This is a genomic window from Bacillus sp. JNUCC-22 (genome assembly GCF_018861275.1).
In the GTDB taxonomy this organism is placed as follows: Bacteria; Bacillota; Bacilli; order Bacillales; family Bacillaceae; genus Bacillus; species Bacillus velezensis.
In genome coordinates this window covers 1,676,813-1,703,199 of sequence record NZ_CP076408.1, presented here as the reverse complement: position 1 = coordinate 1,703,199, position 26,387 = coordinate 1,676,813, and the positions used below count along the sequence as shown (strand labels likewise).

Below are 26,387 nucleotides of genomic sequence, written 5' to 3'. Positions count from 1 at the left end.
AAAAAGCCATCCCCACAATGCTTTTCAAAAATAGCGGGCTACCTTCCATTTCTACTATATTCACTAAGAAGTTGCTATATTCCTGCTTTTCCTTTTAATATTTTTATAAAATAAACACATGATCACCTATTCAAAGAACATATGGTCATCATTGATTAATATCCGTTCGATATTTACGGCCTTTTTCGTTTGATCGTCGATGTCAATGAGCACTCCGCTCAGCGTAGTTTTACCTTCCGCCACCGTAAACCGGACAGGAAGATTGGTTTTAAACCGCTTGATGACCGTTTCTCTGTCCATACCGAGAATTCCGTCGTACGGACCCGTCATGCCTACATCAGTAATATATGCCGTTCCTTTCGGCAAAATGCGGTTATCTGCCGTTTGCACGTGTGTATGGGTGCCTACCACGGCAGAGGCTCTTCCGTCTGTGTACCAGCCGATCGCAATTTTTTCGCTTGTCGCTTCGGCGTGAAAATCAATAAAAATGTACGGCGTGCGCTTTTTCGCTTCTTCTATTAATTCATCCGCTTTAGCAAACGGATCATCAAGCGGCGGAAGAAACGTCCGTCCCTGTAAATTAATGACGGCAAGCTCTTTTCCGTTCGATTTAATATAGGTAATGCCTTTGCCCGGCGTACCTTCCGGGAAATTCGCCGGGCGGACAAGATGCGGCACATCATCAATAAAGTCGAAGATCTCTCTTTTATCCCACGTATGGTTTCCCATTGTAATGGCATCTGCTCCCGCTTCCATCAGGCTGTGGTAGATCTTTTCTGTCAGTCCTTTTCCGTGTGCTGCATTTTCTCCGTTAATAATTGTAAAATGCGGTTTATGTTTCGCTTTCAGTTTCGGGACATATTCTTTTACCATGTCGCGGCCCGGGGAACCGACAACATCTCCGATAAATAAAATTCTCATACATTCCATTCCTTCCTTTTCAGGGACTCAAAAAAATAAAGTGATGCGCTAAGCATCACTTTATTTTGCATACTCTACGGCTCGAGTTTCTCTGATTACGGTCACTTTAATGTGGCCCGGATAATCAAGCTCGTCCTCAATTCGTTTACGGATATCACGTGCCAAACGATGGGCTTCTAAATCATTAATGGAGTCCGGTTTCACCATGATGCGAACTTCACGGCCGGCCTGAATCGCAAATGATTTTTCAACACCTTCGTAAGACTCGGAGATTTCTTCAAGCTTTTCAAGTCTGCGGATATAGTTTTCGAGCGTTTCACTTCTCGCGCCCGGTCTTGCGGCTGACAGTGCATCAGCGGCAGCGACCAGAACGGCGATAATGGAAGTCGGCTCTTCGTCTCCGTGGTGTGACGCAATACTGTTAATGACGACTGGATGCTCTTTATATTTGGTCGCAAGCTCCACTCCGATTTCCACGTGGCTTCCTTCCACTTCATGGTCAATTGCTTTTCCGATGTCATGCAGAAGACCGGCCCGCTTGGCAAGCTTTGCATCTTCTCCAAGCTCGGAAGCCATTAAACCGGCTAAAAACGCAACTTCCATAGAATGTTTCAGTACGTTCTGCCCGTAGCTTGTACGGAATTTCAACCGGCCGAGGATCTTGATCAGATCCGGGTGGAGTCCGTGAACGCCGACTTCAAACGTCGTCTGCTCACCCATTTCCCGGATATAGTCATCAACCTCACGGCGGGATTTTTCAACCATTTCTTCAATGCGCGCCGGGTGAATACGGCCATCCTGAACGAGTTTATCAAGAGCGATTCTTGCCGTCTCCCGTCTGATCGGATCAAATCCGGAAAGAATGACTGCTTCAGGTGTGTCATCAATAATCAGGTCAATACCTGTAAGCGTTTCAAGCGTACGAATGTTACGCCCTTCACGGCCGATGATACGTCCTTTCATCTCATCATTCGGAAGATTGACGACCGATACCGTCGTTTCTGCAACATGATCTGCTGCACAGCGCTGCAAAGCAAGCGACAGAATGTTTTTCGCCTTTTTATCTGCCTCTTCTTTCGCACGGTTTTCGGTTTCTTTTGTCATGATGGCGATGTCATGTGAAAGCTCATTTTCAACCCGGTCAAGAATGATTTGTTTCGCTTCATCCCGTGTCAGGCTCGAAATGCGTTCGAGTTCTGACTGCTGCATACGAATCATCTCATCCACTTTGCTTTCCATCTCTTCAATATGTTGTTGTCGTTCATTCAGAGAATGATCTTTCTTCTCCAACATCGCTTCCCGTTTATCAATTCCTTCATGTTTACGGTCAAGATTTTCTTCTTTTTGAAGTAAACGGTTTTCTTGTTTTTGAAGCTCATTTCGTCTTTCACGAACTTCCTGTTCAGCATCTATTCGAAGTGTATGGATTTCGTCCTTTGCTTCAAGCAGAGCTTCTTTTTTCAGTGCTTCAGCATCACGCTTTGCATCTTCAAGGATTTGCTCGGCAGCACCGCGTGCGCCCGCAATCTTTGCTTCGGCAATGGTTTTACGAACATAGTAGCCAACAACTAAACCGAGCAGAGTCAGCAAAATGGAGATGAGAACCGTCATTGGGGTCATACTTTCACCTCCTCTTGCTATGAACTTGGTTTTTGCTTAAATAAGTGCCGGCATGTACATTGTCTGATTTTCTCAACATACAGAACCTTCACAGGGAATGAGTCTTTCATACCCTTGTCAAGTTTAAATGGTTTAACAATCATGTTAAAAAACAAATGTTACAACTTCATTGTAATTGTGTCGGAAATACTTGTCAAGCTTGCCAGCTTAACGATTCGCCTTCATCTCGGAATCTACGCCATGTATATATCATACCATACCTTCAGTTGCTTTTCGTGAATGGCGGCTCGTTAGTTCGCCTGGTTAAGCAATTGGTAAATTCTGTTGTTCACCTGTCCTAATTTGGCGTTATTCTGAATATTTGACAATAAAATGACATATTTGCTTGCCGAATGGCTGAAGCTGTTCAAAATGTTGTAACCGGGCATAACACCGTGATTGGAATAGCTTCCCGGATCAATGTAAAACCCCATGCCGTAAGCGGCACTGCTTCCTGCTGTAAACATTTTTGTGAAGCTTTCTTTTGAAAGGAGCGTGCCGTTTACGATCGCTTTATCAAATTTATAGAGATCTTCAGCGCTCATATACATATCGCCCGCCCCGTACAGCTGCGATAAGTCCAAAAGGTGCGGCGTTACAAGACTGCCGCTCTCATCGACTTTGTAGCCGACAGCCGGATATTTGGCTTCAGCAAAAGTTTTGTAAAATCCGGCATGCTTCATTCCGGCCGGTTTAAACACATGGTCTTTAATATATTGTTCGTATGACTCCCCGCTGACCTGAGATACGATATAGGCGAGCACTGAATAATTGGAATCCCTGTACTCCCAAACCCCAGGCTGCCGTTTAATTCCGCGGTATTCTATATCCTTGATTAAATCAATAGGAGAAATCGGTCCCTGTCCCTCAATATGTCCGTTTATTCCTGACGTATGATTGAGCAGATTTTTCAGTGTAATGCGCGTGCCGTTAGGAAAATTCGGCAAGTATGTACTGACGGTGTCACTCGTCTGAAGCAGCCCTTTTTCTTCAAGCTGTAAGACAGCCGTCGCGATTAACGCTTTTTGTGAAGAACCGACATAATATGATGTCTCCGGATTGTTCTTAATTTTTTGTTTTCGATCCGCATAGCCAAAACCTTTTTTCAGCACAACCTTTCCATCTTTTACGACCATTGCTGTGCCGCTGAACCCGATCTGTTGCAAGTAATTGCTGATCTGTTTATTGTGATCGATTGATTTAGGTGTTTTCTCTTTTTGCGTCTTTTCTTTTTTCTGTTGAGTCTGGTCTTTTGAAGTATCAGATTGAGCGGCGGGAGCGCTTTTAACGGATTCCTTCTCCCGGTGATGCGCTGTGACGGTCCAGATCATAATAAAAACAGTAACAAGCAGCAGAAAAAGAAACAGCCCTCCCGTTTTCATCAGCTTCTTCTTTCTTTTTTTATTTATTCTTGTGCGGCGGGGGCTCGTCATCTTTTTTCCTCCTCAGATATAATTTCAACTTTCGCCATGATGTTAGACGAGTGAAGTGTGAAAAAAGTTGTAACATTCCAGATAAAATTTTCCGAAACAGCCAGTGTTTTTTGAAACACACAAAAAAAAGAGCGGAAATTGCTTATTCCGCTCTTTTGATCGTGTTTTTATTCTTCTAATTCCATCTCTTCCTGAACTTCTTCCGCTTTGTCCGTTACACCATTATTGTCTAAACCGTAATATTCACGGATTTGTTCCTGAATCATCAGCATGATGTCTTTATTTTCTTTTAAGAACTGCTTGGCGTTTTCACGGCCCTGACCGAGGCGTTCTTCTTCATAAGAATACCACGAACCGCTTTTTTGCACGATATCCAGTTCAGTTCCAAGGTCGATGATTTCCCCTTCTTTGGAGATTCCTTCACCGTACATAATGTCCACTTCAGCCGTACGGAACGGAGGAGCGACTTTGTTTTTGACGACTTTAATTCTCGTTTTATTCCCCATGACGTCGTTGCCCTGCTTTAATTGCTCGGCACGGCGCACTTCAAGGCGCACGGAAGAATAGAATTTCAGCGCGCGGCCGCCCGGTGTCGTCTCCGGATTTCCGAACATAACGCCGACTTTTTCACGAATCTGGTTAATAAAGATTGCGATTGTTTTAGATTTATTGATGGCGCCGGAAAGCTTACGGAGCGCCTGAGACATGAGACGCGCCTGTAAACCGACGTGTGAATCACCCATGTCACCTTCAATTTCAGCTTTTGGAACAAGCGCCGCAACAGAGTCAACGACTACGATATCAACAGCTCCGCTTCGCACCAGCGCTTCAGCAATCTCAAGCGCCTGCTCTCCCGTATCCGGCTGAGAAAGCAGAAGCTCTTCGATATTGACACCGAGCTTTTGCGCGTAAACAGGATCAAGAGCATGCTCAGCATCAATAAATGCTGCCTGTCCGCCTTTTTCCTGAACCTCAGCGATTGCGTGAAGCGCTACAGTCGTTTTACCTGAGCTTTCAGGTCCGTATACTTCAATAATCCGTCCGCGCGGGTATCCGCCTATTCCGAGAGCGGTATCAAGTGCAAGGGAACCGCTTGGCACCGTTGAAATTCTTGTATCCGTTTTTTCTCCGAGCTTCATGATGGAACCTTTGCCGAATTGTTTTTCTATTTGCTTAAGAGCCATATCTAAGGCTGCCTGACGATCACTCATTTATTTTTTTCCTCCTTTATCTTGCCACTACATATACTATACCTTGTTTACTGGCATTTGCCAAGAAAAAAGCGAACGCATATTCGGATTTTTTCCGCGTTCGCTTTTCTTAAAAAGAGCATTATTCCCCTTGTAAAACTTAAAAATCAGAGAAATCGCCTCTTTAAAACTTTATTTTTGATCCAGCATTTTCAAAATGAGATGGCAGCCGTATTTAGCGGCGCGCTTTCTGATTCCGGTTCTTGAGCCGGCAAAGTTAAATTCGTGCACCTCTTCTTTTCCTTCCGCCGAAATGCCGATAAAGACGCGGCCCGGCGCATGCCCTTCCTGCGGGTCGGGACCCGCAACCCCGGTAAAGCTGATGCCGATATCGCTTCCGGTCAGCTTTCTCACACCGGCTGCAAGCTCTTTCGCACACTCTTTGCTGACCGCTCCGCTTTCTGCGAGCGTCTCAGCTTTCACGCCGAGCACATGCTGTTTCACGCTGTCGGAATAACAGACAACACCCCCTGCAAATAGTTGAGACGCACCGCTTAAATCAGTCACCCACTCTGAAAACAGGCCGCCTGTAAAGCTTTCGGCAGAAGAAATCGTGATTTTGTTTTGTCTGCATGCTTTTGAAAGCTCCTTCACCAGAGACGTATCATCATATCCGTAGAAAAATTCACCGACACGTTCTAAAATGGCGGCTTCCGTTTCTTTTAAAAGCCGTTCTGTTTCTTTTTCGTCAGCATGTTTCGCCGTTAAACGCAGCGTGACCTCTCCGTCAGCAGCAAGCGGCGCAATCGTCGGGTTCGTCTGCGCATCAATGATATCTTCTAAATCAGCTTCAAGCTGGGATTCACCGATTCCGAAAAACCGCAGCACGGTTGAAACGATTTTCTCATTAGAACCGAGCTTTTTAAGAAGCAGCGGCTTCGCTTCATTTTCAAACATCGGACGCAGCTCGCTCGGCGGCCCGGGAAGCAGCATATAAAGCCTTGAGCCGTGCTCTGCAAGCATTCCCGGCGCCATGCCGAAATGATTCGCCAAAACGTCTGAGCCCTCAATAACGAGCGCCTGTTTGCGGTTATTCGGCGACATGGTCCGTTTTGTTTTCGCGAAATATTCTTCGATCGACCGGAACGCTTCGTCATTCAGAACGAGCGGGCGCCCCAGTGTGTTTGCAATGGTTTCTTTCGTCAAATCGTCCTTGGTCGGTCCGAGGCCGCCTGAAAAAATAATCAGGTCTGAGCGCTCTTCGGCAATGCGGATGACTTGCTTAAGCCGCTCCGGATTGTCACCGACAGCGGTATGATAAAACACGTTTACACCGATTTCCGCCAGCTCTTTACTGATAAACTGCGCGTTCGTATTGGCGATCTGGCCTAGCAGAAGCTCCGAGCCGACTGCAATGATTTCTGCTTTTTTTGCTATTTCCATCTTTAAGTCCTTCTTTCTTAGTTAGATGTTTTTAACGCATCCCAGTTCTTCGCAAAATACTCCCAGCCGGAAATGACTGTGAAGAGCACGGCCACCCATAAAGCGATATCGCCGAACGGGAAAGAAACGAGCTCAAACGGAAGATTATGCAGCAAAAGCGCGGCAACAGCGATGATCTGAGCCCATGTTTTAATTTTCCCCAGCATATTGGCGGCTACAACTTCCCCCGTTCCCGCCAGCACAAGTCTTAATCCCGTTACGGCAAATTCGCGGCTGATGATGATGATGACCATCCACGCCGGCGCAAGGTCAAACTGCACAAGCGTAATTAATGCCGCGGATACCAGCAGTTTATCAGCCAGCGGATCTAAAAATTTCCCGAAGTTTGTCACGAGGTTCAGTTTTCTGGCGTAGTAGCCATCCACCCAGTCAGTCGTTGATGCGATAATGAATAAAACAGCTCCCGTAAGATGTGCGACCGGAATCGATTCATCCCCTATATGAACGCTGCCCCACTGAAAAGGAACAAGCATGATAATCATAAATACAGGAATTAAAGCGATTCTTGCCAGTGTGATTTTATTCGGTAAGTTAAACATAAAGCCCCTCCAATAATATGTACTCGGACGTGAAGAAAAAGTCATCTTAATCGTTCAGATGACTTTTTCCCCTTTTATTTTTTCATCTTGATTGTGATGGTCTGCGCCATCACATCATGCGGATTGAGTTCATAGGACAGAACCTCTCCGTTGATTTTAATTTTCAGGTTAGGGGCATAGCCCGTGCGGATTTCAATCTGCTTTTGATCCGTGACGTCTTTTTTAAAGGTTTCGCCTTTTTGCAGCGTTCCTTCTTTTAAAGAACCGCCGCTGTCATCACGGACGCGGATCCATGCGCTGTCAGAAGCAATCAGTTCAAGCTTATACTTATCTGCCCCGGAGACGTTGTATGAAGAAGCCGATCCTTCCGTTCCGGCCGCTTTGATCTCCGTCTTTTCACTGCTTTTTTCTTTCTTTTTCTGCTCTGACGCTTTTGTGTCCTTTTTGTCTTTTTTGCTGTCAGATTGCGCTTCGTCATTTGTATTGCCGTCGTTTTTCAGCGCAGAATCCTTAGGAATCTCATACTTGCTCTCACTTTGGGTGACGGCTTTATCTCCGTCTGTCTGCCCGGATTTGCTCATTCCGAGCTGAATAATCGCATAAATGATCGCGATGACGATAATGACACCGATGACGACAAGGACGGTCGGAAGCCATTCCGCCGCCTTTGAAGCGGACTTAGGAAGCTCCCTTTGCATGGCGAGACCGGAGATTTTTTCCGACACATCGTCATGGTACGTGTTAGGGATGTCTTTTTTATATTCTTCAAATAACTGATCTGAATCAAGCCCGACAGCTTCAGCGTATTGCTTGATAAACGCCCGCACATAAAAATTGCCGGGAATGACGTCATAATTGCCTTCTTCCAGAGCGGTTAAGTATCTTTTCTGAATTTTCGTCGCCGCCTGGAGTTCATCCAACGACATCCCTTTTTCCTCTCTGGCTTCTTTAAGCCGGATTGCTAATTCTGTCACAACAAACACCTTCCAATATTAAAAATCAAAGCTTGAAAAACCGGTCTGATCAAAAATTTGCGGTTCTTCTGCATGTTCATATGTAATGACTTCGTCAGGATCATTTCTGAGTTCGATAATATAATCGAAATCATCGAGCGTATACTCCGAATTTTGAACAAAAATATCGGGGTGCTCCACGACCTTTGTCGCCGGAAGCCGCATAATTTCACTGACGAGCTGAAGATGGCGCTCAGATCCCCGTCTTGTCGAAACGATGCCGTCGAGGATAAACACGTTTTCCGTGCTGTATTCATCGGCAACCAGCTGGCTCCGGATCGTTTGTTTTAGCAGCGTTGATGATACGAAAAGCCATCTTTTGCTGGCGCAAACGCTTGACGCAACAATGGACTCCGTTTTTCCGACCCTCGGCATTCCCCGGATTCCGATCAGTTTGTGTCCTTCTTTTTTAAACAGCTCGGCCATAAAGTCAACCAGAAGACCGAGCTCGTCCCTTTCAAAACGGAAGGTTTTTTTGTCATCGGCATCACGCTGAATGTATCTTCCGTGGCGGACTGCGAGACGGTCGCGAAGCCTCGGTTCTCTCAGCTTCGTTACTTTAATGGTCTCCATTGTTTTTAAAATTGATTCCAATCGTTTAATTTGATCTATATGCCGGCATCTGAGCAGCATTCCCCTTCTGGAAAGGTCGACACCGTTAATTGTGACAATATTAATTGACAGCATCCCGAGAAGAGATGAAATATCCCCGAGCAGGCCGGGGCGGTTCACTTGAATTTCATATTCAAAATACCATTCGAGCTTTGCCAAATGATATACCCCCTCCATTGTGGCAAATTTTTACCTTCCTTTATCATAAAACATTTTTCTCTAATTAGAAAGAAGAATGTTGCTCTATAGAGGAAAACATAAAAAAAGAGAGGAGAAATCCCCCCTCTTAATGAGTGCTGTTATTTTCAACAAGCTTCACCATCATATTTGCGATGGCGCGCTGTTCATCTTCAGAAGCAACGCTCCAAAGATCAGCAAGCACTTTTTCCTGATGGTTTTTCGAGTCGACTTCGTTCGCAAGGTAACCGCCGATTTCTGTAGCGAGGTCAGTGATCGTTTCATCACTCATCCCTTTTTCCTGCGCATAGTTCAATCTGTCGCCAAGGAAATTCTTCCAATTATCCCAGTTTTCCAATACTGACATGTTGGGTTCCTCCATTTCATCTGTTGTTACAAAATTATTTTGTCCGTACAGATGCAAACTATACACACATTTTTTTCAGCAGTGCCAGCCGCCGTTTACGGATAATATATGCCCCGTAATATAGGAAGCCTTGTCCGATAATAAAAAGGCCGCCGCTTCGGCGATTTCCTCCGGCTTTGCCAGCCGGCCCGCGGGAATTTCATCTGCCAACGCTTCTTTTTCATCAGACGTGAACTGATCAAGCATATTTGTATCAACGGCACCCGGCGAGACTGCATTCACGCGGACGCCGCTCGGAGCAAGCTCTTTGGCAAGCGCTTTGACGAACGAATGCTGCGCTCCTTTGACCATGCTGTATAATACCTCGCACGATGCGCCCGTTTCTCCCCAGACGGAACCGATCGCGACGATGCCCCCGCTTTTTTTCCGGATCATGCCGGGCACCAGATTACGCGCCAAAAGAAACGGACTCGTCACATGCAGCTGCACCATCTCCCGCGCCGTGTCATCCGTAACGTCCGTAATCAGGCCGAAATGACTTTTGCCGCTGTTTAATATCAGAGCGTCCACAGGCTGCTTAACGGAACGGCTGAGTGTCTCCGCGCCATCCGGTGAGGACAGATCCGCCTGAATAACAGAGGCTTTTACGCCGAATGATGCGCTCAGCCTTTCCGCAAGCCTGTGTGCGGCTTCCTTATTAGAATGATAATGCAAGAGGACGTCATATCCGTTTTTTGCGAGGACTTCACTTATACTTTGTCCGATTCCGCCGCTTGCTCCGGTTACGAGCGCTGTCTGTTTCATCAATCAATACTCCTTCTTTCCCCAGAAAAACATCCCTCAGCGCGTGAGGGATGTTTTTGTTATGATTTTGGCACGACTTTGCAGACTGTCAGCCTGTCTTCTGATATTTCTTCCTTAATGACCCGCTTTACGTCTTCCAGCGTAATCTGCTCCAGTACGGTTACGACATCAAATAGACTCATATCTAAAAAGGCGTAGCGTGTGAATTGGTTGGCGATATATTCAGGCGAATTGAGCGCTTTTAAGAATGACCCGATCTTCTTTTTTCTCGCAAGGTCAAGTTTTTCCGCAGTCACGGCTGATTCCGCATCAAGCAGCATGTGTTTTATTTCGTCAGCGAGCTTATCCGGCTCCGGTGTATCTCCTCCGACAGAGGCAAAACCGAATCCGTATTCAGCCGTGTAATCAAAGCTGAAGGTTTCATCAATGTAGCCTTTGTCGTACAAGTCGCCGTAATGCGGTGAGCTTTTTCCGAAAAGACATTCAAGCATGAGGTTCATGCTGAGCTCGTGCTTCAACAGATCCTGCCCCGTTTTATAAGGGTCTTTCGCCTTTAAGCCGACAAGACATTTTGAGCCTTGCACGTTCATTTTTAATTCCTGCTCCCGGCGGAAAACCGCTTCCTGCTCCTGAACTTCTTCACGTTTGATTTCAGGCTGGTCTGTAAACGGCTTTTTCTCCTGGTTTTTCCGCACCTGGCTGATGACCGCTTCAGGATCTACGGGACCGACGATAAAGAGCAGCATATTGCTCGGGTGATAAAAAGTTTCGTAGCACTCATACAGCAGATCTTTCGTAATATGTGAGATGCTCTCCACCGTTCCGGCAATGTCAATTTTCACGGGATGGTCTTTATACATATTTTCGATAAGGCCGAAAAACAGCCGCCAATCCGGATTATCATCATACATATTGATTTCCTGGCCGATGATGCCTTTTTCTTTTTCAACTGATTTTTCCGTGAAATACGGGTCCTGAACAAAATCCACGAGTGTTTCCAGGTTTTTCTCCACATTAGAAGTGCTGGAGAACAGATAAGCGGTTCGTGTAAATGATGTAAAGGCATTTGCCGACGCCCCCTGCTTACTGAAGTCCTGAAACACATCGCCGTCCGCTTTTTCAAACAGTTTATGCTCCAGAAAATGCGCGATTCCGTCAGGGACGTGTACCATTTCTTCCTTATTTAAAGGAACGAATTGATTGTCAATGGAACCGTACTTTGTCGTAAACACGGCGTATGTTTTATTAAAGCCCTGTTTCGGCAGCACATAGACATCAAGGCCATTTGCCATTTTTTCATGATACAGCGTTTCCTGAAGCTGTTCGAAGTTTATCGGTTTAGTCAAGATGCTCCCCCCGTCCCTTTTAAGAAATAAGTCGTATCCAGCTTAATGTTCTTTCCAACATTGATAATGTCCTCTTTTGTCACTTTCTCGATATTATCAAGGAATCTTTCGATCGGTATCTCTACTTGAGCTGAGGCCTGCTGATACAGAAATTCCGCTAAACCGTATGCCGTATCAATGGTTTCTAATACTTGATTTTTAATAACGGCTTTCGTTTGGGCGATATCATCTTCTGAAAAGTCACCGTTTTGCATAGCCTGAAACTGTTCTTCAATGATGGTGACGGCCTGCTTGTAATTTTTCACCTCAATGCCCGACATGACCATCAAAAGCCCTTTGAAACTTTCCACCCTTGAGGCTGCATAATAGGCGAGGCTAGCTTTTTCACGGACATTTATAAACAGCTTTGAATGAGAGAAACCCCCGAACAGCCCGTTAAACACCTGCAATGCCGGATAATCCGGATCTGTATATGTCGTATTGGTCCGGAATCCGATATTCAGCTTGCCCTGCTTGACGTCCTCTTCATCAATGACTTCCTTCGGATCGGGCTGTTCATTCGCGGCGCTTCTTTCAAAAGGCTGCAGCTCCCGTTCTTCCGTTTTAAAATACGTATCAACGGCCGTTTTCACCTGATCTGTATCAACATCGCCGATGACGTACAGGTCCAGCTGATCTTCGCGTATGGCTTTTTGATAGGCTTCATACAAATCTTGCGGTGTAATGTGTTCAACATCATCGAACTCGCCGTTGACGTGAAGGGCATACGGTTCGCTTTTGCACATTTCCTGAACGAGACGCAGATTAGAATATCTCATCTTATCATCATATACGGCTTGAATCCGCTGTTTCAGCGTCCGTTTTTCCTGCGTGACATAAAGGGGCAGGAAGGCGCCGTTTTCCAAAGCGGGCGAAAAGACAAGCTCTGATAAAAGCTGAAGGCCTTTTTCCAATAACGGTGTGCGGTCCTTCAGATACTTTTCATTAGGAATCTCAAGCCTGAACGTAATGACATGACGTTCTCCCTTTTTTGTCAGATCAGCTGAAACGGATGTGCCGTACAGCTCATCAAAATAAGACCGCAGATCAGCGGTTTTCGGGCGGCTTTCTGTTCCGCGCAGAAGCACATGCGGAAACAGCGCTCTTTTTGTTACGAGCTCTTTCGTTAAAGGAGCCAGCATTTTAAACGTCAGCGAAACGGTTTTAAATTTCTCGGTCTTTACGATGTGGGCGGTGATCCCGCCGTGCTTTGACTTCATTTCATTTACGTAAGTCATGTGAAACCTCCTTCGTTCATTCTTTCATAGTATGTATTATGACCAAATTTCAGCATTCGCAAAAAAGAGTGCGCAGATGTAATTATATCAACTGGAGGATTTATAAGGAAACAAAAAAACCTCTGCCCGAAAACAGGCAGAGGCATTGAGCGTTATTTTTTCAAATTGAAAGGCCACCAGTTGGCTCTTCCGAATATTTTCACCATGACCGGTACAAAAAACGGAAGGACGACAATTGCGTACATGAGAAGGCCTGTTAATACCACGGTTGCAATCTGTAATAAGGAAAGAACGCCTGACGGCAGCATGGCCGCAAAGGTTCCCGCTAAAATAATGGCTGCAGAAATGATGACGGAACCCATATTTTTCATACTGCTGATCATTGCGGGTTCCGTTCCTTCTTTTTTAAGCTCATTAAAGCGGTCCATTAAAAAGATGGAATAATCCACGCCTAGAGCCATCAAAATGACAAAGCCGAAGAACGGCACGGCCCAGTTTACGCCCGGATACCCGAAGAAGTGTGTAAAGATGTATTCCGTCACGCCGATGGATGCGAAATACGTCAGTACGAGCGACGCCACTAAATAAACAGGCATAATGAGGGAGCGCAGCATCACGATGAGAATCAGAAAAATTCCCGCCAGCATAAACATGGCCGTCCGTTTGAAGTCTGAATCCGATACTTCCTTCAGATCGGCATTCATGCTGGAGACTCCCGAAACGCCGAAGGAAGCATTCTTCAGATCCGTGTTCGGAATGGCCCTTTTTACGCTCGCTTTGATCGCTTGAATATCTTGAATGGCCGTATTTGAGTAAGGATTGTGATCAAGAACGACGGTCAATTCTGTCGTTTTTCTGTCATCTGACATGTACGTATTAAACACGCTTGTGAAATCACTGTTTGTCAACGCGTCTTTCGGCACAAACCAGCCTGTCATTTCTTTGTCTGACGCCTTGTGAAGCTCACCCAGGTAATCATTCGCCCCCATCATGCCGCTTGATACTTTCTTAAGCCCTTTTACACTGTCGTTAAGGCCGGAAGAAAGTTCGCTGAGCCGGGAAGAAAAATCACCGAGACCGCTCTTCATTTTTTTCTGGCCCTCGGCGAGCTGTCCTGCCGCCGATTCAAGGCGCGGCATTTGTCCCGCGAGAGCCCCCTGTCCGTCTGACACTTGCTGCAGACCGTTTTCAATACTGGTCAGACCATTGATCATTGCGTTAATTTGAGTGTCAATCTTCTTCTGAGCGGCTGCCAGTCGGGCAAATTGTTTTTCCGCTTGCTGCAGATGAGCCTTTTGACTGTCGACCTGTTTAGAAAAAGCTTCTGCATCCGCGTTTGCCTTGGAAACGGCTGACTGTACACCCGTAAAGGCCGATTTGATTTCTTGGTAAGAGGGATCGGTTTTGACTGACGGTATTGACGCTTCCAATTTTGCAAACGGCAGCCGGGCAAGCTGCTTGTTCAAATCGGCAAGCTGTCTGCTGGCTTCATCTTTCATCGGCAGGACGGTTTTTACCAATTTTAAAGCGTTTTGCGTTTCTGAAGCGAGACCGCTGTTTTGTTTGAGCTGTGAAGTCAGCATTTGTTTTTGCTCTTCAATCCGCTTTCTCATCTGGGCGACGCCGGCTTTATTCTCGTTCACGCCAGCCTGCAGTTTATTCAGGTTTTCTCCTATATCAGAAAGCCCGATTTTCAGAGACAATGTTCCGTCAATAAGCTGATTGACGCTTTTGCCCGACTCTTCGATCTGCGGCTGTGAATCAGCTAACGACTTTGCGGCATGCCCTAATCCGTCCGTGATTTTTTCAAGTCCTGTATTGCCTTTATCAAGCCCTTCTTGAAGCTGCTTTGCCTGATTTGTGACAAATAATTGATTCAATCCGTTTCCAGCGGGGCGCGTGGCGCTTCTGACCGTTTTTACACCCTCTGTTTTTTCAAGTTCTCTGCTGATTTTTTCGATATCAATCAGGTGTTTTTCGGTATTTAATGTCTCATCATTTTTGATGACGACTGTGGCCGGAAGAAGTTCTCCCGGGCCGAATGCGTCTGAAATCGTATTAAACGCGCGGACGGATTCATATTTATCCCCGATTTCGTCAAGACTGTTGTAAGACAGCGACCCTTTGTAAAGAAGGATAGGCGGGACGGTGAATACCGCAACGATTGCAAGACTGATGAGCGGCCTTTTAAATGAAAACCGCCCTGACGTTTCCCATGCTTTGCTTTGAGGATGGGAAATATCGCCCTTAACAGGCCAAAACAGGCTTTTTCCTAAAACAGCCATAAAAAACGGCACGATCGTCATGAGCGCAAGCAGCAGCACCGCGACACCGACCGCAACGGCCGCTGCCGACTGATACAGCTTAAATGTCGCAAATCCGATGCAGGCAAATCCGATCAGCACCGCACCGCCACTGTACAAAACCGTCTTTCCGGCCGTTTTGTAGGTGACGACGATCGCTTCTCTTATATCAGCGCCATGCGACAGTTCTTCTTTAAATCTGCTGAGAAGCAGAATGCAGTAGTCTGTGCCGATCCCGAACATAATCGCAACCATAAAAATCTGCGTAAAAGTTGAGAGCGGAAAATTCAGCTGATCGACTAAAAATGCGACAATCGACTGGCTGACTAAATAAGATATCAATACTGATAAAAGCGGCACGAACGGAGCGACCACTGACCGAAATACAAGGATCAGCACGATCAGGATAAAAGCGACCGTTATATATTCAGTCTTTTTCAAGCCGTCCTGTGAGCTTTTTAACACATCTTCGTCGATCAGCGATTGGCCTGTAATGCCGTATGATACGCCGTACGGTTTCAGCTGTTTATCAATTTTATTTTTTATTTCGATGATATCGTTTTTGGATGTATCAAGCTGCAGCTGAACGAGCATCGTTTGTCTGTCTTTTGAGAGCAGCTGTTTTTTAATGTCGTCATTTTTCTCCCCGAAGTATGAAGTCACCGTTTTAATCTGAAGCGCTTTTTTATGTTCAGACAAAGTGCTGACGGCTTCTTCCAGACGATTTTTTTTGTCTGTCATTAAGCCTTTTTCGTGAAATACGATGACGGCAGAAGAAGACGGTGCATCGGAATCAGACATTTCATCAAGCAATTCATGGGCGTAAGAAGAGGAATATCCGTCCGGTACGGAAATCTGCCCTTTCTCCCGTGTCAATTCAGCCATATCAGGCGCTGTAAGCATAAATATCACCGTTGCGGCGACCCACACCGCGGCGATGATCCAGCGGGCTCGGATAATGTTTTTCATTATGTCTGCTGATCCTCCTCAGTCATCATCAATCGATATAATTTTTCATATGTATTCACGAACATCTCCGCCTCGTCTTCATCAAAATACATAATATATGATCGGACGAGTTCCTCAATCCGCCGCTCCACACGGTGAAATACTTCCGTCCCCTTTTCCGTGACATTTAAAAGTATGCTCCGGCGGTCGCTTTGGCTGCGTTCTCTATTGATGTAGCCTTTTTCATACAGGCGGTTCGTCATAGATGTAATGGCGCTTTTATTGACGTGGCACACCGCGGCCAGTTCAATTGATTTGCAATCGGGATTGAGCATAATATAGCGGAGGATGTAATATTGATCCAATGTCAGTTCTTTGTTCACTTTTTCAGCGATAATGCTGTCAATTTTTTTTAAGACGTGCAAGTATACATCGGAATAACGCTGAATCAGCTGCTTTACTTTTTCTTCATGCACCTTTTCCCCCTCCTTCCGATAGTTAATATGTTTAACTATTAAAAAGGATAACGACTTGACGGTATCATGTCAATCTTCAAAATAAAATAAAAAAAGACAGTGCAGATTACACCGTCTTTAATGATTCCTTTTTTTCTTTTGCTTGTGATGAGATATTTAACAGCGCTAAAAATACAGACACAATGCCGCAAAAAGCGGATAAAATAAAAATCAGCCAGCCTGCATTTGACATCAGGGCAGCAAAGATCGGCGGTCCCGCCGCTACTCCGATAAACCGCATGCTGTTATAAAATGAGGTGATGGTTCCCGATTCCTCGTTGTCTACGCCTTCTGTGATGACAGCGTCTAAAGCCGGCAATGCCATTCCGATACCGATACCGCTGACACACAAAAAGATAAATAATAAATAAAAACTGTGATTCCACCATAGGCCGATAAACGACAGTGTCACGGCACTCATTCCGAAAACGATGCAAAACTTCATTTTGCCTTGGTCTTTTCCGATTTTCCTGCCTGATATATATGAACTGACGGATAGAAATAAAAGCGGGATTGCCAAAAGCGCTCCTTTAGCCACACCGTCAATGCCGTATTTCTTCTCCAGTGAGTCTGATAAATAAAAAAGAACCCCGAACAGCAAAAACATAATCACGCAGCCGATGATAAAAACCGTAAAGAGCCAGCGTCCGTCACGCTTAAATATGCGGCCGACATTTTTCACAAATTCGGAAATAGAAGGCGCTTCTTTTTGTTCCTCCGGCTTAGCCACCAAAAACAATACGAGAAAAAAACTGATGAGCGAAAAAAACGGAATGAACCAAAATGGCATAAACCAAAACCATGCAGCCAAGAGCGAACCGAGAATCGGGCTTATTACTTTCCCGGCAGTGTTAGACGTCTCAATATCGCCGAGCCCCGCGGTAATCCGCTCATCATCCCCTTTGAATAAATCACCGATAAACGGCATCACTACAGGAGCCGCCCCTGCCGAACCGATTCCCTGCAGCACCCGCCCCGCCAAGATAATGGGATAAGGATGCTTGAACGCGGTGGAAGCTATCGCGGCAAGCGCTCCGCCCGCACCGGCTATGAGAAGACAAGGCAGAAGAACCTTTTTTCTTCCGAATTTATCGGACAGATATCCGGCAATCGGAATACAAATAATCGCCACAATCGAATAGACCGTTATAATTAACGATACTTGAAAAGACGATATGGACAGCTTCTTTTCAATCATCGGAAGCACAGGAATCAGCATGGAATTCCCGAGTGTCATCACGAGCGGTACAGAAGCCAGAGCAATGATATTTTTCGTTCCATTTTTCTTCTTACTCAACTTATTCACCCATTCACTATACTTGGTTGTTTCCTGTTTTATTGTGCCTTGCAGAAAACAAAGTATGTACTGAAACGGCAAATAAAAAAACAGACACATGACGCGTCTGTCTTAAAAACGTTTTCTTACAACATGAAAACTGAACTTATCAGCCCGGAAATAATTTAATGAATACAGCACAGGTTCATCATTCTGATTATAGTGGGTTTGCTTCAGCAATAAAAGCGCCGTCTCCGGCTCGCATTCCAAAACCGGTGAAATCGTATCGTGATATCCGATCGGTTCGATATCAGCAACGGCATAGCTGATCACAGACCCGGAGTTTTTTTCCAAAAGATCAAAAATAGATTCCTGTTCATGACAGAAAGAATTCGGCAGAATGTGCATCGGAATCGTATCTAAACAGTAAACGACCGGAGTGCCGCTTGCCGTTCTCACGCGTTCCAAATAAAAAAGCTCCTGCTCAGGCTCAAGCCGGAATCTAGCGATATCTTCATCAGACGGCGTGATGACCTGAGACGACAAAAAAATCGTACCCGGCACCATGTTCGCCTGCTGAATCGTTTTCGTCACGCTGTTGAGCTGTTCAATACCTGAAAGAAACAGCGGTTTTGTATGGACGAAAGTGCCCACACCGTGCCTTCTGATAATCACATGCTCCTCTTCAAGGATACGCAAAGCTTCACGCAGAGTTGCCCGGCTGACACCCATTGATTTTGAAAGCTCAAATTCAGAAGGAAGCTTTTCCTTTTCGGTGTAAATTCCGTTTTGTATATCCTCTTTGATTCGCTCAATCACTTTTAGATACAAGTGACGATTGTCAGCTTTTGTAGACATGTTTCCCCTCCGTAAACCACTTTCATAAATTATTGAACAATTGGGACAACTATATCATGTTTTAATAAAAAAATAAATAGGAATGATTTTGGTGATATCATTTTCAGTGAAAACTCTCTCCTTTTTAAGAAGAGAGCTCATCATATTGTTCCTTAGATAATAGTACTTCCCTCGGTTTGCTTCCTTCATACGGCCCGACGACGCCCCGTTCCTCCATTGCGTCAATCAGACGGGCAGCTCTCGTATATCCGATTCTGAACCGCCTTTGGAGCATGGAGACTGATGCCGTCTGCATGCCGATAATCAAATCGACCGCTTCGTCATAGAGATCATCCGTTACTTCACTGTGTGTTTCCGAAACTTCTTCCGGAATCATCTCTTCTTGGTACTGCGCTTTTTGCTGCGTAATGACATGATCAACGACATGCTCAACCTCTTCATCGGATAAGAATGCCCCTTGCACACGCACCGGCTTATTTGCGCCTACAGGCAGAAACAGCATGTCTCCGCGCCCCAGAAGCTTTTCAGCGCCGCCCATGTCTAAAATTGTCCGTGAATCGGTCTGAGAGGAGACACTGAAGGCGATTCTTGACGGGATGTTGGCTTTAATAACACCGGTAATAACGTCGACTGAAGGCCGCTGTGTCGCGATAATCAAATGAATTCCCGCCGCCCGCGCCATCTGTGAAAGTCTCGTAATTGAATCTTCCACGTCGGAAGAAGCGACCATCATCAGATCGGCAAGCTCGTCAACGATGACGACGATGTACGGCAGCTCAGGCTGCTTGACTTCTTCTTCGGCATTTGACCGCTTAATATGATCGTTATAGCCTTCTATATTTCTCGTACCCGTATGGGAGAACAGCTCATAGCGGCGCTCCATCTCATTGACGACCTTTTTCAAAGCCTGCGAGGCCTTTTTCGGATCTGTCACGACCGGCGCAAGCAGATGAGGAATGCCGTTATACACATTCAGCTCAACCATTTTCGGGTCAATCATCATCATCTTCACTTCATGCGGTTTGGCCCTCATCAGAATGCTCGTAATAATACCGTTGACACAGACGCTTTTTCCGCTTCCCGTTGCCCCCGCTACGAGCAGGTGGGGCATTTTGTTCAGTTCGGCAAGCACGGCTTCCCCGGAAATATTTCGTCCCAAGCCGATCAGAAGCTTCGCGTCCGGCTTGTCATTGAGCTTGGATTCAAGCACTTCTTTTAACGAAACCATCGCAACTTCAGCATTGGGCACCTCGATGCCGATTGCCGATTTACCCGGAATCGGCGCTTCGATCCGGATATCCTTCGCGGCAAGCGCGAGCGCGAGGTCATCGCTCAGATTCACGATTTTACTGACTTTGACCCCGACGTCCGGATACACCTCATATTTTGTGACCGCCGGACCGAGATGAACCTGCGTCACTTTCGCCTTTACGCCGAAGCTTTGAAAAGTCCGTTCGAGTTTTCTTGCATTCTCGTAAATGTTTTTCTTATCGGTCTGCTGGCCGGTATGTTTCGGGTCAGCCAGTATGTCCAGTGAAGGCATTTGATAATCTTTATTTTCAAGCTCTGTAAACGTCATCGGCGGAGCCGCAGCCGTTTCGCCACTGTCTTGAGCGCCGCCGGAAGGCTCATCTTTTGCCGCTTGTGCAGCCTCCTGCGTTTTTTCCGGGATCAGCGGTTCGGCGGGCTCTTCCTGACGGTCTGAAAAGCTTGAAATAATCGGCTCTGAATGGATGATCGGCGAAATGATTTCCTCATCCTCTTCCTCCGGTTCAGGCTCTTCTTTTTTCTTTTGAACCCGTTTTTGTTTTTTGCCCGATTTTGTTTTTGTTTTCGGCGAAGACATGTTCGTTCTGACTGTTTTCATATCCTCAAGAAATGCCTGCCATTGACTGCGGATAAACCGGCCGACGGGGCTCGTCCACTTTTTGAGCGTTTCCTGCAGTGAACGGCCCGTTACAAGAATCAGCCCCATTAAGATCAGCACGATCGCCATGATCTGTGAACCCGTTGATGCAAATAAAAAGTGGGAAGCTGCAAACAGTACCGCGCCGATCATGCCGCCGCCCAAATCAGGGGAAGCAGCCTGCTGTTTCATGTCAATCATAAACAGCTCCCACGTGTTGCCGATGACACTTGCCGACCGAATCGACCCGTGATGAGACAGATTTTTAAAGAGCTGCACGTGAGACAGCAGCAATATACTGGCGATAATACAGTACAGCCCTGCCTTTCTTCTCGTTAAAAGGCTTGGACTCTTCTTTTTCCAAAACAGCGAAATTCCGAGAAGGAAGAGCGCAATTAAGCATAAAATAAACCACTCTCCGGCAAAAAAACGGAACAAGTACACAAATGTCTGTCCCACAACGCCGAGCTGCAAAACAGCAATAATTGAGATTGCAACACAGAGCAGTCCGCTTAGTTCGTATTTTAGATTGAGCTTACTCTCTTGTTTCTTTTTAGATTTCCGTTTTTTCTTTGCCACACTCATCACCTTACTGCGTTAAAAAATGTAAAATCATACATCATGAAGAAAAGCAGCCTTTTGCCGGCTGCATTTTTCTGTAGGATTCCCCTATTATAGCATATTTTGCCCCCGAGAAACGGACTGAATGCCGGTTAGATTTTCAGCTTGATTTTTTGTCCCGGAGCGATGTCCGGATTCAGAAAATCCATCGGGTTCGTACTTAAAATCTGTACGACTTCAGCTTCATTTCCCTTCATCTCAACTAGCAGCGGCACGCCGGCGTAATCTACCTGTTCATGCACGCTTTGCTCTATATCCTGACCGTAAACGACTTCTTGGGGCATGACGGTATAAAGGATCATTGGATCATCCTTCCTTCCTCGCCCTTTCGTTCCTCAATCAGCTGATTCAGCTTTTTTATCGCCTGTCCGACGCCGCCCACGGCATCAATTAATCCGTAATCAGCCGCATCTTTCCCGACTACGTTCGTCCCGATGTCCCTGGTTAAGTTTCCTTTTGAAAACATCAGCTCTTTGAATTTTTCTTCGGAAATATTTGAATGATGGGTCACAAAGTTGACGACCCGCTCCTGCATTTTGTCCAAGTATTCAAATGTTTGCGGAACCCCGATAACCAGACCTGTAAGCCGAACGGGGTGAATGGTCATAGTCGCTGTTTCCGCGATAAAACTATGATCACATGACACGGCGATCGGCACACCTATCGAGTGTCCCCCGCCGAGTACGATTGAGACGGTCGGTTTTGATAAGGATGCGAGCATTTCCGCAATCGCAAGCCCCGCTTCCACATCGCCTCCGACGGTGTTTAAGATGATCAGAAGTCCTTCGATTTTCGGATTTTGCTCAATGGCGACGATTTGCGGAATGACGTGTTCATATTTGGTTGTTTTATTTTGCGGCGGGAGCTGGACGTGCCCCTCAATTTGGCCGATGATCGTCAGGCAGTGAATATTGGTATCTTGGGACATTTGCGGCAGAGATGTCTCTCCCAGCTGCTGAATTTTGCTCATAATGCTGTCTTTCGCATCTGATTTTTCGGGCTGCTGTTCTTCGGTGTTTTCCATACGATGATCCATTTTATCTTTCACCCTTTCCGAATGTCTCTTTGTATTATGAACAAAGATGATGATTTCCATCCGGGACATGAACAAAAACAAAGCCGGAGCATCATGCGCTCCGGCTTTGTATACATTATACTTCCATAATGATCGGAATGATCATCGGCTTGCGTTTTGTTTTTTCATAAAGGAATTGATTCAGCGCATCACGCATGGCTTGTTTCAGCGTGGACCATTCTACGGCAGATGTTTCCGTCGCTTCAGTCACGATAGAGCGGACGAGCTCAGTAGCTTGTACAATTAAACCTTCTGATTCTCTGACATATACGAAACCGCGCGTAATGATCTCAGGACCTGATACGAGGTTCTTTTTCTGCTTATCGAGTGAGATCACGACGATGAGAATGCCGTCTTGTGATAATAAGCGGCGGTCTCTCAGCACGATGTTGCCGATGTCGCCGACTCCGAGGCCGTCAATCAACACGTTTCCGTACGTGACTTTATCCCCGATTTTCACATTCTGGCCGCGGAATTCAACGACGTCACCTTTTTCAATCAAGAAAATATCGCTGCGTTTCATGCCGATCTCTTCTGCGATTTTGGAATGCGCTTTTTGCATTCTGAATTCACCGTTAACCGGAATTAAATATTTCGGTTTCAGCAAATTAAGCATGAGTTTCAATTCTTCCTGCGAACCGTGACCGGACACATGCACGCGTTTTTGGGCGAAAATGACTTGAGCGCCGGCTCGGGCAAGCAGGTTGACGGTTTTGGAATATATCAATTCATGCCCCGGAATCGGTGTTGATGCAATGACAACGGTGTCTCCTTCTTCAATGTTAAGCTGCTTGTGCGCCTGCTTGGCCATCCGCGTAAGAGCGGCCAGCGGCTCACCATGGCTTCCGGCTGTAACAATTGCCACTTCCCGCTTCGGATATTTTTTCACATCCTGCACAGGAATAAACATTTCATCTTCGGCTTCAATATAGCCGAGCTTGCGCCCAAGCTGAAGCACGTTTTGCAGATTTTTTCCGGCGATTGCAAGTTTGCGGCCATTCTGGACGGCAGCCTGTATCACTTGCTGGATCCGGTTGATATTAGACGCGAATACAGCAATGATGACACGGTTTTCTGAATTGTTCATCGCATCGGAAATTTCACCGCTTACATATGCTTCTGACGGAGTATACCCCGGGCGCTCCGCATTGGCGCTGTCAGAAAGCAGGGCGAGCACGCCGCTGTTTCCGATTTTGGCAATTTCGCCAATATCACATGATTGGTGATAAGCAGGCGTCTGGTCAAACTTGAAGTCTCCCGTGCATACAATAGAGCCAAGTGATGTTTTGAAGCTGACTCCCACTGAATCCGGGATGCTGTGAATCGTTTTAAAGAACGATACTTTCGTTGATTCAAATGTAATGACTGATTTAGAGTGAACTTCACGCAAATCAGCTTTTCGATTATGCCCGTACTGCTTGAGTTTTTCTCTCAGTAATGCAAGCGTAAGCTTCGTTCCGTATACCGGCACCGACAGCTTATTCAATAAATAAAAGACGCCCCCGATGTTTTCATCGTGCCCGTGTGTCAGAAAGATGGCCTTCACGCGGTCAGCCCGTTCTACTAAGTAGGAAATATCCGGAATGACGACATCAATACCGAGCATTTCATTTTCAGGGTGCATCAGCCCTGCATCCACTACAAATATGTCTGAGTCAATTTCAATGACATATAGGTTCTTCCCAATTTCTCCGACGCCGCCAAGGGCGATAATTCTGACGTTTTCTGTATTTTTCTTTTTCAAAATCTGTATCCTCCTAGTCTCATACCCGTCCATCATCACTTGTTCCTATTATAACTGATATCAATTTTAGAAAACAAGAAGAAGCGGAAGGTTTAGGGAAAACCAATATGTATACAAAACGGTCAAACTCACGATAAAAATGAGAATGACCGCGTATTTTAACTGTATAAATTTTTTCTTACAGTTCGCTGATGACGCTGCTCAGGCTCAGACGTTCATCTTCATTCAGCGGGATAAGAGGAAGACGCACAGATCCGACATCAAGGCCTTTCAGCTGTAGCGCCGTTTTGACTGGAGCCGGATTAGGCGCTTTAAAGAGCTCCTTCATGATCGGCAGAAGCTTCTGATGAATCAGTGCCGCGGTTGCCGTCTGCCCGTTCGTATAGTTTTTAATCATCTGCTGCATGTCAGAACCTACGATATGGCTGGCCACTGACACGACTCCTCTTCCGCCGACTGCGAGAATAGGAAGCGTTAACCCGTCATCACCTGAATAGACGTAAAAATCTTCCGGTGTTTCGGCAATGATTTTCGTAATGGCATCAAGATCGCCGCTCGCTTCTTTAATCGCAGAGATATTCGGTATCTCCGCAAGTCTGATGGCCGTTTCCGGCGCAAGCGAAGCGACCGTTCTGCCCGGCACGTTGTAAAGCATCACAGGAAGAGACGTTTCTTCAGCTATGGCTTTAAAATGACGGTACATCCCCTCTTGGGAAGGCTTATTATAATACGGCGTGACAAGCATAACGCAATCGACGCCGGCTTCTTCAGCTTTTTTTGTCAGTTTAATGGAGTCTTTCGTATTGTTGCTTCCCGTACCCGCAATAACAGGCACGCGTCCGTTCACTTCTTTGACTGTAAATTCAAAGAGTGCAATTTTTTCTTCCGTTGAAAGTGTCGGAGATTCGCCGGTTGTGCCTGCGACGACTAAAGAATCCGTGCCGTTTTTCAACAAATAGTCGATTAATGTAGACAGTTTTTGAAAGTCTACATTCCCTTTACTGTCAAAGGGGGTAATCATCGCTGTAGATATATTTCCGACATTCATTTTTTTCACCTCATCATGATTCAATCACATTTACTTTGAAAGTTCAAACACTTCATGCAGCGCATTTACGGCCGTTACCATATCTTTTTCATGAACGAGCACCCAGATCGTCGTATGGCTGTCGGCAGATTGCAGAATCGGAATGCCTTTATCAGAAAGTGCGGAGACGATTTTAGACGTGACACCCGGAACACCCATTATTCCGGCGCCGACCGCTGACACTTTCGCACAGCTTTCCGTCACTGTCGGCTCATATCCTAATTCAGCCAAAATGCTGCGCGCGGCTTCCGTTTTACTGCCGGCTACGGTATATACGATTTCACTCGGCGTAATGTTAAAGAAATCTACGCTGATTCCGGCATTTGCCATTGCTTTAAAGACTTCAGTCTGAACGTTGTATTGCCCCATTTTGGCGGGAACCTTAAATTGCGTCACATCTTTCACATGGGCGATCCCCGTGATCAGCCGTTCGAATACATCGCTGCCGATGTTAGACGAATGATGGGACGTCACCAAAGTGCCTTTGTCTTTTGAATAAGTGGAGCGCACGCGGATCGGCACCTTTGCCTGCATGGCGATTTCCACCGCGCGCGGATGAATGACTTTCGCGCCTTGATAGGCAAGGTTGCAGATTTCCGTATATGTGACGTTCGGAAGCGGCTTAGCATTTTCCACGATTCTCGGATCGGCTGTCATAACGCCTTCCACGTCCGTAAAAATGTCGATAAACTCAGCATCTACCGCCGCGCCGAGCGCCGCTGCTGAAGTATCGCTTCCTCCTCTGCCGATCGTCGTCGTGTCGCCTTTTTCAGTCGCTCCCTGAAATCCCGCGACAACGACAGCGTCATGGCTGGCGAGTGCAGCGAAAAGCCGCTCTGTTTTCATTTCTATAATTTTGGCGTCAGTATGCTGGGCATTGGTTAAAAAGCCGGCCTGGGCTCCTGTTAAAGCTGCGGCTTTTATGCCGTTTTCCTTCAGCATGCTGGAAAAAACAACGGACGAAATCGTTTCTCCGCAAGACAGAAGCATATCCTGCTCTCTCGGAGAAATGTCGGACTGGCTGCCGTAAAGGAGCCCGATTAAAGAATCTGTCGCGTACGGGTCTCCTTTTCTTCCCATCGCCGATACGACAACAACAACTTTATAACCTTCACTGATGGCATCTTTAATGTGTGCTAGCGCAAGCTTGCGGCCTTTGTCATCTTTTACGGATGTTCCGCCGAATTTTTGAACAATGATCTTCACTATTTTC

Annotated in this window: 22 protein-coding genes; all 22 read right to left on the bottom strand. The window is 46.1% G+C overall.

Features of this window, described 5'->3' with window-relative positions:
* Positions 1–126: 126 nt before the first annotated feature.
* Complete coding sequence (locus JNUCC22_RS08570; RefSeq protein WP_003154137.1) at positions 127–921, bottom strand: TIGR00282 family metallophosphoesterase; 795 nt, start codon at positions 919–921, stop codon at positions 127–129.
* A 60-nt stretch (positions 922–981) separates the two neighbouring features.
* Positions 982–2,541 (bottom strand): ribonuclease Y, encoded by a 1,560-nt coding sequence (gene rny / locus JNUCC22_RS08565; protein WP_003154140.1) that lies wholly within the window; start codon positions 2,539–2,541, stop codon positions 982–984.
* 290 nt (positions 2,542–2,831) lie between these two features.
* Entirely contained in the window at positions 2,832–4,013 is a 1,182-nt protein-coding gene (locus JNUCC22_RS08560; RefSeq protein WP_216062261.1) for a serine hydrolase domain-containing protein, read from the bottom strand.
* Positions 4,014–4,180: 167 nt separating this feature from the next.
* The gene (gene recA / locus JNUCC22_RS08555) at positions 4,181–5,224 is read right to left on the bottom strand and encodes a recombinase RecA (RefSeq protein ID WP_003154145.1); all 1,044 of its coding nucleotides are present in this window, start codon (positions 5,222–5,224) and stop codon (positions 4,181–4,183) included.
* A 171-nt stretch (positions 5,225–5,395) separates the two neighbouring features.
* Positions 5,396–6,646 (bottom strand): competence/damage-inducible protein A, encoded by a 1,251-nt coding sequence (locus JNUCC22_RS08550; RefSeq protein WP_032874945.1) that lies wholly within the window; start codon positions 6,644–6,646, stop codon positions 5,396–5,398.
* Positions 6,647–6,663: 17 nt separating this feature from the next.
* Positions 6,664–7,245: a CDP-diacylglycerol--glycerol-3-phosphate 3-phosphatidyltransferase gene (gene pgsA / locus JNUCC22_RS08545; RefSeq protein WP_007611521.1), complete on the bottom strand. Its 582-nt coding sequence runs from the start codon at positions 7,243–7,245 to the stop codon at positions 6,664–6,666.
* Positions 7,246–7,319: 74 nt separating this feature from the next.
* Complete coding sequence (locus JNUCC22_RS08540) at positions 7,320–8,219, bottom strand: helix-turn-helix domain-containing protein (protein WP_014417801.1); 900 nt, start codon at positions 8,217–8,219, stop codon at positions 7,320–7,322.
* 18 nt (positions 8,220–8,237) lie between these two features.
* A complete protein-coding gene (locus JNUCC22_RS08535; RefSeq protein ID WP_007409819.1) occupies positions 8,238–9,029 on the bottom strand; it encodes a DUF3388 domain-containing protein in 792 nt (263 codons plus the stop codon).
* Between the two features lie 127 nt (positions 9,030–9,156).
* Positions 9,157–9,414, bottom strand: coding sequence for a DUF3243 domain-containing protein (locus tag JNUCC22_RS08530; RefSeq protein WP_003154150.1), 258 nt, complete (start codon positions 9,412–9,414; stop codon positions 9,157–9,159).
* A gap of 75 nt (positions 9,415–9,489) precedes the next feature.
* A complete protein-coding gene (locus tag JNUCC22_RS08525; RefSeq protein ID WP_216062260.1) occupies positions 9,490–10,218 on the bottom strand; it encodes an elongation factor P 5-aminopentanone reductase in 729 nt (242 codons plus the stop codon).
* Positions 10,219–10,277: 59 nt separating this feature from the next.
* Positions 10,278–11,564, bottom strand: a complete 1,287-nt coding sequence (locus JNUCC22_RS08520; RefSeq protein ID WP_216062259.1) for an EF-P 5-aminopentanol modification-associated protein YfmH — start codon at positions 11,562–11,564, stop codon at positions 10,278–10,280.
* Positions 11,561–12,841 carry an EF-P 5-aminopentanol modification-associated protein YfmF gene (locus JNUCC22_RS08515; RefSeq protein WP_012117578.1) on the bottom strand — a complete coding sequence of 427 codons (1,281 nt, stop codon included), beginning with the start codon at positions 12,839–12,841 and terminating at the stop codon, positions 11,561–11,563. Before JNUCC22_RS08515 ends, JNUCC22_RS08520 begins: the two co-directional genes overlap by 4 nt.
* Positions 12,842–12,993: 152 nt before the next feature.
* Entirely contained in the window at positions 12,994–16,113 is a 3,120-nt protein-coding gene (locus JNUCC22_RS08510; protein WP_038463876.1) for an MMPL family transporter, read from the bottom strand.
* Positions 16,113–16,568, bottom strand: a complete 456-nt coding sequence (locus JNUCC22_RS08505; RefSeq protein ID WP_003154157.1) for a MarR family winged helix-turn-helix transcriptional regulator — start codon at positions 16,566–16,568, stop codon at positions 16,113–16,115. Before JNUCC22_RS08505 ends, JNUCC22_RS08510 begins: the two co-directional genes overlap by 1 nt.
* A gap of 106 nt (positions 16,569–16,674) precedes the next feature.
* Positions 16,675–17,904 carry a bacillibactin exporter BcbE gene (locus JNUCC22_RS08500; protein WP_017417794.1) on the bottom strand — a complete coding sequence of 410 codons (1,230 nt, stop codon included), beginning with the start codon at positions 17,902–17,904 and terminating at the stop codon, positions 16,675–16,677.
* Positions 17,905–18,015: 111 nt separating this feature from the next.
* Entirely contained in the window at positions 18,016–18,741 is a 726-nt protein-coding gene (locus JNUCC22_RS08495) for a GntR family transcriptional regulator (RefSeq protein ID WP_007409813.1), read from the bottom strand.
* A 124-nt stretch (positions 18,742–18,865) separates the two neighbouring features.
* The gene (locus JNUCC22_RS08490; protein WP_038463873.1) at positions 18,866–21,226 is read right to left on the bottom strand and encodes an FtsK/SpoIIIE family DNA translocase; all 2,361 of its coding nucleotides are present in this window, start codon (positions 21,224–21,226) and stop codon (positions 18,866–18,868) included.
* A 134-nt stretch (positions 21,227–21,360) separates the two neighbouring features.
* A complete protein-coding gene (locus JNUCC22_RS08485) occupies positions 21,361–21,570 on the bottom strand; it encodes a YlzJ-like family protein (RefSeq protein ID WP_003154161.1) in 210 nt (69 codons plus the stop codon).
* A complete protein-coding gene (locus JNUCC22_RS08480) occupies positions 21,567–22,304 on the bottom strand; it encodes a ClpP family protease (protein ID WP_003154162.1) in 738 nt (245 codons plus the stop codon). Before JNUCC22_RS08480 ends, JNUCC22_RS08485 begins: the two co-directional genes overlap by 4 nt.
* Positions 22,305–22,419: 115 nt before the next feature.
* Positions 22,420–24,087 carry a ribonuclease J2 gene (gene rnjB / locus JNUCC22_RS08475; protein WP_007409811.1) on the bottom strand — a complete coding sequence of 556 codons (1,668 nt, stop codon included), beginning with the start codon at positions 24,085–24,087 and terminating at the stop codon, positions 22,420–22,422.
* A 178-nt stretch (positions 24,088–24,265) separates the two neighbouring features.
* Positions 24,266–25,135 (bottom strand): 4-hydroxy-tetrahydrodipicolinate synthase, encoded by an 870-nt coding sequence (gene dapA / locus JNUCC22_RS08470; protein WP_003154166.1) that lies wholly within the window; start codon positions 25,133–25,135, stop codon positions 24,266–24,268.
* Between the two features lie 30 nt (positions 25,136–25,165).
* Positions 25,166–26,380: an aspartate kinase gene (dapG, locus tag JNUCC22_RS08465; protein WP_003154168.1), complete on the bottom strand. Its 1,215-nt coding sequence runs from the start codon at positions 26,378–26,380 to the stop codon at positions 25,166–25,168.
* Positions 26,381–26,387: the final 7 nt, after the last annotated feature.